At 41.4% G+C, this 13,327-nt stretch carries 16 protein-coding genes; 3 read left to right on the top strand and 13 right to left on the bottom strand.

Annotated elements, in window-relative coordinates; translation table 11 throughout:
• Window positions 1-16: 16 nt before the first annotated feature.
• From I1A42_RS18805 to I1A42_RS18770, 8 genes are all read right to left on the bottom strand, one after another.
• The gene (locus I1A42_RS18805) at window positions 17-421 is read right to left on the bottom strand and encodes a hypothetical protein (RefSeq protein WP_196124412.1); all 405 of its coding nucleotides are present in this window, start codon (window positions 419-421) and stop codon (window positions 17-19) included.
• Window positions 422-643: a membrane protein insertion efficiency factor YidD gene (gene yidD / locus I1A42_RS18800; RefSeq protein WP_268982066.1), complete on the bottom strand. Its 222-nt coding sequence runs from the start codon at window positions 641-643 to the stop codon at window positions 422-424.
• Window position 644: 1 nt separating this feature from the next.
• The gene (locus tag I1A42_RS18795; protein WP_161157811.1) at window positions 645-860 is read right to left on the bottom strand and encodes a DUF4177 domain-containing protein; all 216 of its coding nucleotides are present in this window, start codon (window positions 858-860) and stop codon (window positions 645-647) included.
• Window positions 861-1,124: 264 nt separating this feature from the next.
• Window positions 1,125-1,559 carry a GNAT family N-acetyltransferase gene (locus tag I1A42_RS18790; protein WP_196124410.1) on the bottom strand — a complete coding sequence of 145 codons (435 nt, stop codon included), beginning with the start codon at window positions 1,557-1,559 and terminating at the stop codon, window positions 1,125-1,127.
• A 21-nt stretch (window positions 1,560-1,580) separates the two neighbouring features.
• Window positions 1,581-2,336, bottom strand: a complete 756-nt coding sequence (locus I1A42_RS18785) for a class I SAM-dependent methyltransferase (protein WP_196124408.1) — start codon at window positions 2,334-2,336, stop codon at window positions 1,581-1,583.
• A gap of 100 nt (window positions 2,337-2,436) precedes the next feature.
• Window positions 2,437-2,946, bottom strand: coding sequence for an O-acetyl-ADP-ribose deacetylase (locus tag I1A42_RS18780; protein WP_161157814.1), 510 nt, complete (start codon window positions 2,944-2,946; stop codon window positions 2,437-2,439).
• Complete coding sequence (locus I1A42_RS18775) at window positions 2,943-3,461, bottom strand: GNAT family N-acetyltransferase (protein ID WP_161157815.1); 519 nt, start codon at window positions 3,459-3,461, stop codon at window positions 2,943-2,945. Before I1A42_RS18775 ends, I1A42_RS18780 begins: the two co-directional genes overlap by 4 nt.
• 301 nt (window positions 3,462-3,762) lie before the next feature.
• The gene (locus tag I1A42_RS18770) at window positions 3,763-4,329 is read right to left on the bottom strand and encodes a cysteine hydrolase family protein (protein ID WP_161157816.1); all 567 of its coding nucleotides are present in this window, start codon (window positions 4,327-4,329) and stop codon (window positions 3,763-3,765) included.
• A 126-nt stretch (window positions 4,330-4,455) separates the two neighbouring features.
• On the opposite strand from I1A42_RS18770, the gene I1A42_RS18765 reads away from it, so the two are divergent.
• On the top strand, window positions 4,456-4,773 hold the full coding sequence (locus I1A42_RS18765) for a hypothetical protein (RefSeq protein ID WP_196124406.1): 318 nt from the start codon (window positions 4,456-4,458) through the stop codon (window positions 4,771-4,773).
• 144 nt (window positions 4,774-4,917) lie between these two features.
• Here the strand turns inward: I1A42_RS18765 and I1A42_RS18760 are convergent, their stop codons facing one another.
• From I1A42_RS18760 to I1A42_RS18740, 5 genes are all read right to left on the bottom strand, one after another.
• Window positions 4,918-5,535 (bottom strand): NUDIX hydrolase, encoded by a 618-nt coding sequence (locus I1A42_RS18760; protein ID WP_161157818.1) that lies wholly within the window; start codon window positions 5,533-5,535, stop codon window positions 4,918-4,920.
• 172 nt (window positions 5,536-5,707) lie between these two features.
• Window positions 5,708-6,325: a GNAT family N-acetyltransferase gene (locus I1A42_RS18755; RefSeq protein ID WP_196124404.1), complete on the bottom strand. Its 618-nt coding sequence runs from the start codon at window positions 6,323-6,325 to the stop codon at window positions 5,708-5,710.
• 247 nt (window positions 6,326-6,572) lie between these two features.
• Complete coding sequence (locus I1A42_RS18750) at window positions 6,573-9,899, bottom strand: bifunctional diguanylate cyclase/phosphodiesterase (protein WP_196124402.1); 3,327 nt, start codon at window positions 9,897-9,899, stop codon at window positions 6,573-6,575.
• 223 nt (window positions 9,900-10,122) lie between these two features.
• Window positions 10,123-10,791, bottom strand: coding sequence for an AEC family transporter (locus tag I1A42_RS18745; protein WP_196124400.1), 669 nt, complete (start codon window positions 10,789-10,791; stop codon window positions 10,123-10,125).
• Window positions 10,792-10,826: 35 nt separating this feature from the next.
• Window positions 10,827-11,042 carry a hypothetical protein gene (locus I1A42_RS18740; protein ID WP_196124398.1) on the bottom strand — a complete coding sequence of 72 codons (216 nt, stop codon included), beginning with the start codon at window positions 11,040-11,042 and terminating at the stop codon, window positions 10,827-10,829.
• A gap of 608 nt (window positions 11,043-11,650) precedes the next feature.
• Between I1A42_RS18740 and msrP the strand changes: the two genes are divergently transcribed.
• Both msrP and I1A42_RS18730 read left to right on the top strand, forming a co-directional pair.
• Window positions 11,651-12,661 carry a protein-methionine-sulfoxide reductase catalytic subunit MsrP gene (gene msrP / locus I1A42_RS18735; protein ID WP_196124396.1) on the top strand — a complete coding sequence of 337 codons (1,011 nt, stop codon included), beginning with the start codon at window positions 11,651-11,653 and terminating at the stop codon, window positions 12,659-12,661.
• Window positions 12,662-13,288 (top strand): protein-methionine-sulfoxide reductase heme-binding subunit MsrQ, encoded by a 627-nt coding sequence (locus tag I1A42_RS18730; protein WP_196124394.1) that lies wholly within the window; start codon window positions 12,662-12,664, stop codon window positions 13,286-13,288.
• The last annotated feature ends 39 nt before the right edge of the window (window positions 13,289-13,327 follow it).

Below are 13,327 nucleotides of genomic sequence, written 5' to 3'. Positions count from 1 at the left end.
TAAGTATAACAAGACGTTATTGTTCTACCAGTGGTTTTTCTCTCGCTTCACAAAGTATTTTTGTAGAAACAGAATAATTATACTGGCGGACAATTTTTTGTGAGCAAAATAGCTGAGGTAATTCAAATAACACTAATAAACCGATAATAAACCAACCGGAAATAATACCCAGTGAAATCGTCGTAATTGCAACAATTAATAGAAAGATTTCCCCCGCAAATAAGCCATATCGACCGAGATAAAGATGGTGAAAGCCACCAATAAACGACCAATTTAGTACTGCATACGTATCGGGATCTTTAATTCGCTCCGCTAGTTGGGCAAAGTAATAGCGTTTGCGCGTCGCCTCTAAGGCATGGACTTGTTGACTTAAAGCTTGCTCTTTTTCTTCTAAATCACGGGTCGATTCGAAGATATTCATTTATGGGACCTCATCACGAATCTTTTCGACTAAATCTGGATGATTACATCGACGAATACGTGCCAACCCAAGTTTCCAACCTTTGAGTGCGCCATATTTTTCAATGCATAACCGAGTGTATTCCGAACACGTGGGCTCAAAATTACACTCCGTTTGAAACCAGCGCCGAGATCCGCCTGTTCTTTGATAGAAGCGGATCAAGGCTAACGATAAGCGACGCAAATTAGCGGCCGAGAGTTAAAATAACAGCTTCACGCTGCCAAAAGAGCATAAACCGTTTTTTCTCAATCACTTGAAAAACAACTTGCCAGCCATCTTGCGCATAACGATTCAACTCCGCTTCCAAGCGTTGCAAAGGAAGGCCACTTGAACCGAGTAAAATTGTGCCGCAACCGCCTTCAACAATAGAGACGACTTTATATTCATTAAAATTTGCCATGTTATTACCAACGTTGTTTGCGCCCTATAAGGGCATTAGTCATAGGGGCAAATCATATACACACCCACAATTTATATCAATTATCAATATGTTATATTGCTCTCAAAAAAGAGGGACTCTTTTGCAAATTGCCCAAAAACCCCCGTCATTAATGGCAATATTGATGTTCAACGCAGAATCACTATGGCTTCAAATCAGAGCCTTACCTAAGAGCGAATATATTCGCGCTGAAACAGCATCTTGAGGTTACTGGGCTATGACCGTTTATATATTTTCATTATTACTACTATTAAAACTGAACATACGAACGTCATCACGAGGTTCCCAGCCTAAACGGTCATAGAACGCTTGAGCCGATTTATTTCCGTTGAATACAAATAAATGGGTTTTATCAATGCCAACCTTGGCTAAGGCGTCGACTGCATGGGCAATTAATTGACGTCCAACTCCCTGACCACGGCACAGCTTATCAACAGACAGATGCTGAACGTATCCGCGTCGACCATCAGTGCCAACTAAAATGGCACCCACCAATTTATTATTGTTAAAAGCCACAAAGCTCAGGCCTGGATTATGCTGCAAATATCGACCAATATTTTCTCGTGAATCGCTATCTCTCATTCGTAAGTTTTCGGTTTGATACCACAACTCAATCACGTGGTTATAATCATCAATTTCCATGGTTCGAATTTGCAACATATTCATTTCCTTATTTTATTACTATGCCGTCTTTATCGCTTTAAAGCGCAACCTTACATAATCCGCCACCCAGCCTTCCTGTTCTGAATACAGTTTTGTTTTCACCAAGCTTTCAACCTCACCAAAAAACACCTGCTGCTGTGTCGGTGTTAAATGACCAATCGCATGGGCGGCAAAAATCTTAAGCCATTCAATAATTCCTGATTGTACCGGAGTTGGCCTTGGGATTAATTCAATATATTCCACTTTAAATCCATGTGAAAGTAATTGTTTTTCATACTGTTGTGGTGATGGGAAATACCAAGGTGATTGATAACTTCCATATTCAGGGTGATTGTTGAAAACCGTTTCAATGGCCTCACGAATTGCTGCGATATTGCCATAACCGCCCATTTCGGCTACGAAACGGCCACCGGTTTTTAGTGATTGAGCAACACCTGTGATCACCGCGTCGCTGTTTGTCATCCAATGTAACGCGGCATTACTGAACACGGCATCAAACTCTTGCTGATAATTGAGCTCTTCCCCGCTTTTTACATAGGCTTCAATACCTTTGCTTTTGGCAGCGTCAATCATACTGTCACTGGCATCAACGCCGACGATATGACAACCATACTCAACCAGATGTTGTGCTAATGTCCCATCGCCACAACCCAGATCGAGAATACGCTCCCCGCGCTGAGGGGCTAATAAATCAACGACTGGCAAGCCCAATCGCGATACAAATTCGGCATCTTTGGCATATTTTGATGAATTCCATACTTGTGACTGAGTCATACTTTGAGTCCTTATTTAGAGAGTATCGCGGTCTAAAGACCGTAAGAAAGTCGAACGACAAAACGCCATTCCACCTATAAAAGAAAGCTTGGAGTTGGGATCAGAGGAGACTATTGAGCGTGTGTTGCCAGATAGTCAGATCGAGTGGTTTGAATAGATAAAATTGGATATGCAGATTTGGGATTTCTGCATTTAAACAGGTATTTAAAGCGATAAAAGCCGCTTCATCGTGGGGAAAGCCATAAACTCCACATGAGATCGCAGGAAACGCAATACTGTTACAATGGGTTTGTTCCGCAAGCTCCAATGATGATTCATAGGCTTTAGCTAATAACCTTTCAGGATGACGAACTTGATCATAAATAGGTCCAACGGTGTGAATGACATACTGTGCAGATAAGTTTCCCGCCGGAGTAAGGCGAGCTTCACCCGTCGGACAACGAACCCCATCCACTTCAGGCAGAGCTTGGCACGCCGCTAGTAATTCTGGACCAGCTGCACGATGAATGGCGCCATCGACCCCGCCACCACCAAGTAGAGAGCAGTTAGCCGCGTTAACAATTGCATCCACTTTTGCCTGAGTAATGTCTCCACAAATCAGTTCTATCATGACAAACGCTCCTGATTTGCACCTAAAGGCTCAGTCACTGCAGGCCATTTCATTACAACAAGCTCATCACCATTATTATTTTGATAAGTCACATCACAATTGACAAAACCAGCATGCTGATAGAGGGCTTGAGCTTTTTTATGTTCCTGATGAACCGTTAGATAAATTGACTCGTGCTGAGCATACCGTTTTTGAAGATACGCAGGCAATATGCGTAATACCGCTCGGGCATAACCGTTATGCTGGTAACGCTGATCAATAAAAAACGCTCGTAAACCCAACGCATTAAGTGGCGCGCAGTGAAACTGAGCGCCATAGCGAGTATCGACGAGGAAAAAACCGATCACGCACTCAATTCCCTTATTATGGTGAGATAATACGACATAAGGATGCACGTCAAAACCCACACTAGAAAGTATCATATCCATACTGCCCACATAGCGAAGCTGTGACGGTGTCACCGACAAGGCGACCAGTTCGGCATAATGCTGTTGAGCTAACGGGCTAATACTCACACTAGGTTCCATAAACAACCTTGGCATAATGAATGACGGTTACTCGCAAACGACCATCGCGTACGGCGCTGACATTTACTGGTTAATAATAGTACTCAGTCCGTTATAGCATTTTATGTAACAAGGTGTATACCCTCTCGTAACCTTTTATTGCCTATGAGACATATCGCAGCCAAAAAAACGCTCTTCAAGCCATTATTTTGAAGAGCGTTGTCATTCGTCATACAGATTTTTAAACTAGAAATGAATCAATGTCTTGCCTAACAGAAAACATTTACGCTGAGGCAGCGCCGAGAAGTCACTATAATTTGATATCAAAAAACTGTTGTGCCCCATTTAAGTTTTTCAAAATACACTCAGTCGTTGCCAACTTGATAGGCACACCAAAACTACTCATCGATGAGAGTGTCTCATTATGGTGCTGACGAATATTGGCTGCTAGTGCATGTGCTTTATCATGAGTGGTATGAGCATCTGCAACTAATAAAACAGGAAAACCTAACCCCGCCGCTCGCCGAGTGGTGGTATCAACACAAAAGTCACTCGCATAACCACAGATAACCACACGATCGACATTCTCCTTTTCTAGAAGCGCCGCTAATTGGGTATGTAGAAAAGAATCGGGCGTTGTTTTACGTACATAAAAGGCACTGGGGTCAGTGTGTAATTGCGTGGGCAATTGCCACTCAGGACTATTGAATGGTAATTCCTCTTCCTCATGTTGAATGAAGACAACAGGATAGGATTGTTCCTGGGCCCATTTTGTTAAGGCATTGATATTGCTTATCACTTGCTCTGCTTTATATGGAGGTGGTGTAACATTGAATAGACCATCTTGTACATCAATAACCAATAAGGCTAATTTCATTCTTTTTCCCTCTTATACCCAAGTAACCTAAACCTAAATAAAAAAGATGGGGCCTATACAGTACCCATTCTCCAACAAATTCGATACAATAGCCTTACATTTACTATAACTATTATTATCACCTTCATGAGTAAAAAACCTGATCGCAGCACCGCCATGCGCCTAATTATCGAGGTGGTTAAATCGGAATTTCCTCTTTATCAAGCCGATACATTTGTTTGTGGCCCTGACAATGAATGTATTGGTTGTCCCAAAAAATTAATGGAGCTCGTGGATACCGAACTCACCTATTGGGAGTACGCAATAGAACGTGGGGAAATTCCAACATTCGATGAATTAAATCGCTTTGGCAAAATGTGTAAAAACGTACGCCGAGGACTTGTTCGCAATAAGCGCTTACCTCAAAAAGAAATAGATATTAAAAATATTACCAACGCTGCCTAACCAAAGTAGAGCTTAAATTTTGTGTTTTAACGTTTTATTAAGGCCTAAAAAAACTGGATGCGCAACACCAATAATGCCAAGAAAAAATCGTCAAGCATACCAAGGGATTACAACGAGAACTCTCTCTAATACGAGAGTTCTATATCAATCGACATACACATCTAATGTAGGATCGTTAAAGTGTTCAAACATCATTTCAATATCTTTAGGTAACGTACGTGATTCTGACAATTCGGGAATCTCATCACGGCCGAAAAAGCCAATGTCAGAAATCTCAATATTTTCTTTTGCTTCTCCTGAAATAAAATCACACAGAAAAAATAACTTGTAGATATGAAATGTAAACAGTGGATGATACCCGTGCACTGCGCGATCTTTAATGGCAACTAAGCGTGGATTCGCTACTTCGTAACCAGATTCTTCACGTACTTCACGCATAACGCCTTGCGTTGGCGTTTCGCACACATCACCCCATCCACCCGGTAAGGTCCATTTGCCATCTTCTCTCTCTTTGACGAGTAAGATTTTTCCGTCTTTAAACACTGCACCGCGGACATCAATTTTGGGGGTAGGATAACCCGTTTCATTAATGTAGAGCTGTTCAATTTTATCAACGTCCGTCCCGGCCAAATCCGCAATCATTTGAAAGGCGATATCTTGAACTTGATCAAACCGCTCCAAATCAAATTTATCCTTGCTATAAGCATGTCCAGCCTGTGCTATCGCTTGAAGCTTTTTAGCCATTTCCAGCCATGGTTGCATGACAACTTTCTCCCTATTGGTAGTGCAACCACTCTTTATTTAACACAAGAGAAAAATAACTAATTGATTTAACAATGAGTAGCGCAATCAGGCCTCTACCCTATCACACAGACACTAAAAGAATGTGACAATGTTCATATAAAAATTGTAAACCATTAGAATTAACTAATCATTAACTGTGCGCTGATAGTGATTTTTCAACCTTCGCCAAGGTGGGAGTAGAACCAAATTGGGAACAGAGATCCAACCATTCCTCTTTCAAGACACCGTATTTAATTGAGTCGTAATATTCACCTTGGTAATAACGGACTTTACGCATACGACCTTCGAGTCTTAACCCAAGTTTTGTTGCGCAAGCCATCATCCTTGGATTCCCCGACCAAGTCGTTAAACCAACTCGAGCAATCGTTAATGTATTAAACAGGTGCGAGATCCAAGGAATCAAAGCCTTAAAAGCAATGCCTTGCCCCCAATAGTGGGAATCATAGATAATCACTCCGACTTCCAACCAACGGGTATCCTTATTTTCCCAGTAATAGGATACGGAACCGATCGGCTTATCGTTTATCGTGATCAGCAAGCACTCCTCACCTAAACACAGACGGGTAAAATGTCCCATTTGAAAATCTCTCAAATTAGGTCGTTCATACCCAAAGTAAGGTCCGTTTGTTTTTGTCCATTCTTCATCGTCGGTGATGAGTTGATAAACATCGACAAGTTCACTTGGATAGGCAGGCCTTAAAGCAACATCGTCATACACTAAATCGGTAAAATCAGTTCGGTTAGTCATAATAAAACTTAATAGAATGCTGTAACTACTTATACCCAAATGACCTCAAGATGCAGGGTTCAGCAAGAATGTATTAAGAAGATAGTATCTCATAGCAAACATAGTGAAACAGAATTCCCTCACACCATTCTTACCTTTTTAATGATAAGAAAATAGATAGAGTAGATTTTCTACCAAGAATAACTCTGTTTACAAAACATTGGGTTACCTATTTATACCGACCCGCACTTTGCGGCCCCTTGGTGCCCTACTGTTTTAACATATTATGCTGCTCAAGGAAGCGATTGAAGTCATCAATCGACATAGGTTTAGCATAGAAATAGCCCTGACCATATGTCACACCTTCATTGACCAAGAATTGGTGCTGTTCTTCTGTTTCTATCCCTTCTGCAATAACAGATAAACCCACAGCATCGCCTAAGCGGTGTATAGCACGAGTAATTTCCACATCGTTAATATCGCTAGGTAAATCCATAACAAACGAACGATCGAGTTTTAATTTTGTAACGGGAAGTCGCTTCAAATAAGAAAGGGAGGAATAACCTGTACCAAAATCATCTATCGCAATCCCCACCCCGAGCTGTCTCAATTGCTGCAACTTATCAATGGCAGATTGACTCTTATGCATGATAAAACTTTCGGTTAATTCAATGATGACATGTTCTGCAGAACATTGGGTTGATTCAAAAGTCGCTTTCGCTATCGCAGCAAAATCAGACTGCATAATCTGCTTGCCTGAAACGTTAATCGAGGTGAAGCGCAATTTAATACCCGCTTTATGCCATTGCGCCATCTGTTTACACGCGTTTTCTAGAACCCACTTACCGATGGAATGGATCAGAGTCGTTTCTTCTGCGACCGGAATAAATTTCATTGGTGAAATGTCACCACGTTTTGGATGATGCCAACGAACTAAGGCTTCCACACCTATGCAACGTTTAGTCGCTAATTCAATGATAGGTTGGTAGAAAAGCTCAAGCTGATCTTTTTCAATCGCCAAACGTAATTCACTTTGTAACTGAGTATGTTCCTGAATCACGTCTAGCATTTCGTTATCGTAAAAATGGTATTGATTACGCCCCTCTTCTTTGGCGCGATACATGGCTAAATCCGCATGTTGCAACAAATTATCGGCGTCCGAACCATCTTCGGGATAACAGGCAATACCAATACTCGCGGTGACGAAGAAATCACCAAAGCCAACATCAATCGGAGCAGTCAGCGCTTGCATGAGTTTAGTCGCCATTTTTTCAACACTTTCACGGCTATCTATATTGTTTAGTAAGACTAAGAACTCATCTCCTCCGTAGCGACTGACTAAATCGTCATCGTGCGTGACGTCGAGCATACGTTCTGAGACTTGGCATAATAAAGAATCACCAACCGGATGGCCGTAGGTATCATTCACTTGCTTGAAGTTGTCTAAATCAATAAAGAGCAGCGCTATCTTTGAGTCTTTATTCCTTGAATTAACCAACATTTTACGGAATGTTTCGATAAACAACGTACGATTAGGAAGATTACTTAGTACGTCATAATGCGCGAGATAGTGAATACGCTCCTGCGCTTGTTTCTGTTCGCTAATATCGTAAATGGTCGCGATGTATCGCTCAACTTCACCATGGTGATCATAGATTGTCGTCAAACTCAACCACAGCGGTGTTTCTGTACCACGTTTATGCTGTTGCCATATTTCGCCTTGCCAACGTCCTGTTTTACTTGCAATATTCCACAAATCCAAATAGAAATCATTACTGTGTTTTTTACCACGTAAAATCGCGATATTCTCACCGGTGAGCTCTTCATTTCGAAACCCTAAAATATGTTCGAAAGCCGCATTTACCTTGATGATTTCCCGGTTTGAATCCAAAATAACGATGCCATCCATTGTATTAGAAAACACATTAGCTGCGAGAACTAACTCAGCATCCGCTTCTTTTCGATGAGTGATGTCTGCAATAGACACCACAGAATAGCGTTTACCTTTTTCCTCAAGCGGGGCTAATGCCACCTCAACAGGAAATTCTTCTCCTGATTTATTTAACGCAAACAAATCACGACCTACGCCCATCATTCTAATCGTTGGTTTCTTCACGTAGTTGTCACGTAGAGCAACGTGATTATGACGATACCTTTGTGGAAGTAACATTTCGATCGGTTGATGAACGATTTCTTCTCTCGCGTAGCCAAACACCTCTTCGGTACGTTTATTGGCAATATCGATAAATCCTTTATCATTCACCACTAACACAGCTTCTGGCATCGTATCAATTATGTTGCTGACATGAGCTTCGCTCTGCTGTAGTGAAAGCTGGGCTTGTTTAATCCCTTCAATATCGCTGAAACTGCAAAACCAATTATTTCCATGTTCATTATCTAACAGCAATGCAAAGCGAACACTAAACCATCGGTATTCACTATTGGCCTCTTTTACCCGGCACTGAAATGAAAAATCAGAATGTTGTTTTCTATGAACTTCCCATAACTCATTCAGCATGGTTTGTTCATCCGGATGAATGGCAGCCATCCATTCGTGACGCAATAGAGAAGAATCAGGCTGGCCAGTATAATCAGACCATTGTTTACTCACAAAGTGACAATCCCCAGAATCGGTCATTTCTAACATCAGTTGGGGCAAACTACTTGTTACCTGACGAAAATGTGCTTCACTTTTTTGTAATGCTTGCTCGGCAATTTGTCTTTCAGTGATATCCTCAAACACCAAAATCGCACCGCTAATTTCCGTTTTATTGAGACGGTAAGGCATAATGTTAAGCGAATACACATAATGTTCAGTCGTCGCTAAAGTTAAGCAATATCGTTCTCCTGTTTGTACCACATATTTGATCTTGTCTAGTACTGAGTTGATATCAAAGTGCCAATACAAAGTTGATATAGACTGACCCAATAAAATATCGGCGTTAAACAACACCTCTGCACAACTGCGATTATATTGGATAATTTCTAAATTTTGATTCACGACAATTAAAGGCAAAGAAAAGCTTTCTGTAACATGATGCAATGCGGTATTACTTTTTGTTAAACGTTCGTTATCTTGCTTAAGGTCAGCACATTCGTTAGCTAACATTTGTAGCGATTGTTCTGCATCGCTATCGCTCATGGAGGTGAACTTAACGAATGCATCCCGCTGGGTTTGTAGCAATATGCTGCTCAGTTCACTGGTTTGTGATAGTACCATTGCACTTTCAAGCTTTTGTATCAGCGGCAATAGCATAATAGAAGGTAAGGTCACATCCCCCCATGGTGAATGGATGTCTAATCCTAAATGATTGTCTTTACTGCGAGATATCTCCACGACGTGCAATTGATTATCCGTTAATTCATCCCTTTGGAGCACCACATTAACATCAGGGTACATCTCATGAAGTGTTTGAAGCACAGTGTCATTCAATGTAGTCAAAGTCACATTCCAATGACCTTTTGGTGCTATTTCATCGACCAAATTGTCAATGAGCCCCTTTAAGTCAAACTCAGGCCACAGCTCCACTCGAACGAGTAATACCGGCAATTGAGAAGCCGTGACTGAAGATGGAGCGTTTTTCTGATTTATCATATAGTTAGTTACTCACCTTCTATTTTAGGATAAAACATATCTCGTTATACCTGATTCATCTTGAATACAGTGAATGACCAAAATTCAGTGACAAGACAGTAAAATTATAACGGGTAATTGAGAAATAGAGTGTTTAGCAAGCTGAAACCATTTCAGTACCCATAATAAATGTGATGCACTTATACTATTTGTCCTATTTCTATCTCTCATTACACCATTTGTTTTACGTCGTGGTGTACATCACCGACAAGTAACTCATGATGATTACCCCACAGATAATCGTTAAGCTGTTTGTAAATGCGGATAATTGAACATCAGCGTCTAAGCGCACTGAATAAATTGGAGCTAGCGCACTTGCCGGAGCAAATACCACCACAGATAACACTTGTCGCGTGAATAAATCAAACGGCAGTAAATAATAAGCCGTCAGTGAAAAGAGTATCCCCCAACCTAACCGCATGACCGTTAGACCAACGGCCATTTTAAACTGGCTGCTTTCGACATTAGGATTAAATAAAACGCCTAACATAAACATCGCTAAAAATGGCGTCGCAGCACCGATCGGATGCAATATTTGGTTGATGACATCTGGGACTTTGACATGTATCGACGCAAGCAAGAACATGACAATATACGTACAAAATGGAACGGATTGAGAAAGGTTTTTTACTACTCCGTTGATACCCATACCTTCACCTTGGCTATTAGGCAACAGGTATTTAATTAGAACGTAAGATCCCCCTGTAACCAATAAGGCATTGCCCGTATCAAATATAGTGGCCAACACGCCACCAGCATTACCAAAATAAAGCTGAATGAAAGGCAGTGCAAAACAACCAATATTAAATCCAGTAATATTTAACATCGCGACGGCACGTGTGCGATTGACCATTTTAGGCGTCAAATAGTAAATGACATAAATGGGTATTAAGCTAGCAAAAAGCCAAATAGAGCTATTCCAATCAAATGCTCAGTAGATTTTAACGAAGCAAACGTAACGATAATGGTCGCAGGTAAAGTAAGGTTCATTAATAGCTTATTAACGACCTGACCTTCTTTAACGGTCACGAATCCAATCTGTTTTAATGTATACGCTAACGCAATGATAAATACGAAAGATAAGGGCCCAATGAATTGGCTCATAACCACCGCCTATGATGAAGACAACTTGTAACAAAGAATCTTTTCATCATACCGAGCATTACCACGCAAATATCTGACAGTAATAGCAATTTAGTCTCATGCCCAAAAAGACATCTCGGTTTTTCGGTTCAATCGAGAGGCATTTTGCATGCCCCATTGACCCGATGGGAAATGGACATCAATCCACGCAACTAACCACACCATGATTCACTCCCTGTCTTTGTGATCATCCGTATCCATCCTAGATAACGGCAATATTATTCATTGAGTAGCGTTCTACCTTCAATGTACTAAAAACTGGTCAATATTTTCGTGCTTCTTAGCGTCGATTTATCCGTTTCAACATAGTTAGTCTCTGTCATATCTATCTTCTGCAGGTGTTTCAACTACTGAATAATCTTAAACGACTGAAAACGCTTGGACACATTAAAGTAAAAATAACTGTAATGAGTAAGCGATAAGGTTCGTCTAATCAGTAAAGAACCATGCAAGGCAGTGATCTAAATGCAACTCGCAGCGTATTGAACTAACAATAAATGGCTAATGTCGTAATATTGTCGCTACCTTTAAAGTAACGGGTATTGGAATTACACTCAGGGAAAAACACTATGTCGAAGTTATTTAAACCGAGTCGTCCAGAAAAAGAGCACCAAGTCACCGACGAAAACATCTATAAAAATCGGCGCACCTTTCTAAAATCGTTAGGTTTTATCGGGGCTACTGCAGCCCTAACACCACAGGCCAGTGCGTTTAATTTCTTTGGTGGTGACGACGATACACCAAAATCCACCTTCCACACCCAAGATCTCTCGTTTGCCCCCGCCACCCAATACAAAACGTCGGAAACTCAAACGCCCTACAAAAAAGTCATCACCTACAACAACTTTTATGAGTTTGGTACCAGTAAAGACGATCCAGCAAAATCATCCCAAGAGTTTAAGGTCGATCCTTGGTCACTGACCATTGATGGTTTAGTCGAAAAACCCATCAAACTCAGCTACGACGATCTGCTAAAACGATTCCCTTTAGAAGAGCGCATATATCGGCTGCGCTGTGTAGAAGCCTGGTCGATGGTGATACCTTGGATTGGATTTGAACTTGGCCAATTACTTCAACAAGCCAAACCACTCTCATCAGCTAAATACGTCGCGTTTGAGACTCTGTATGATCCTAAGCAAATGCCAGGGCAGAAAAGTCGCTTTATTGGCGGCGGGCTTGATTACCCCTATGTGGAAGGTCTTACTATTGAAGAGGCAACCCATCCATTAACCCTGCTTAGCGTTGGATTATATGGAAAAACATTAATGCCCCAAAACGGCGCGCCAATTCGGTTGGTCGTGCCTTGGAAGTATGGTTTCAAAAATATTAAATCCATAGTGCGGATCAAATTGACCGACCAACAGCCGCCTAATACTTGGAACTTACTCGCACCTCATGAATATGGATTTTACGCTAACGTTAATCCCAACGTCGATCATCCGCGCTGGAGTCAAGCAACCGAGCGACGTATTGTCGGCGGAGGTTTACTTTCTACTCAACGTATCGATACCCGCATGTTCAATGGTTATGATGAAGTGGCCAGTTTATACAAGGGCTTAGACCTAAGGAAAAATTTCTAAATGGCATTTAGATACACACTGCGTTTTAGTCATTGGCAAAGAATTGGGCTCAAAACCGGCATCCATTTACTCGCTTTCGGTTGGCTATGTTGGACATTTTGGCTAGGCGTTCAAGACAGATTAGGGGCAGATCCTGTCAATGGTTTGTTGCATTTTACCGGATTTGGCGCCATCAATTTACTGCTTATTACCTTAAGCCTCTCCACTGTAAGTCGCTATTTGGGTGGCGAATTGATGCGTTTTCGTCGCCTAATCGGCATCTATACCTTTGTGTATGCGCTATGCCATCTCCTCACATTTGCCGTATTTATTCTGGGCTTAGACATCAACAGACTAGGTAATGAAATAGCCGATAGACCCTACATCACGGTAGGCTTTAGTGCGGTGATCATCTTACTCGCATTAACTATCACCTCACCCAATCGTATTCGTAAAAACATGGGACGCCACTGGCAACAGTTACATAATTTGGTCTACATCGCCCTATTTTTAATGCTGCTGCATTTTACTTGGGCTGAAAAAACACCTTGGGGCCCCCCCATCTACTATTGGGTATTAGGGGCAGCAATCATGTTACCCAAAGCCGGCAAAATAAAACGTTTACTGACAAGAAAACCCCTACGATAACTCGATATGGCCAAATAACTTCAAAATGCTGGGTTCAGA

Origin of the sequence: Vibrio nitrifigilis, from assembly GCF_015686695.1 — a bacterium.
Taxonomy (GTDB): Bacteria; Pseudomonadota; Gammaproteobacteria; order Enterobacterales; family Vibrionaceae; genus Vibrio; species Vibrio nitrifigilis.
The sequence above is the reverse complement of the archived record's forward strand: the minus strand, read 5'-3'. Positions and strand labels throughout refer to the sequence as shown.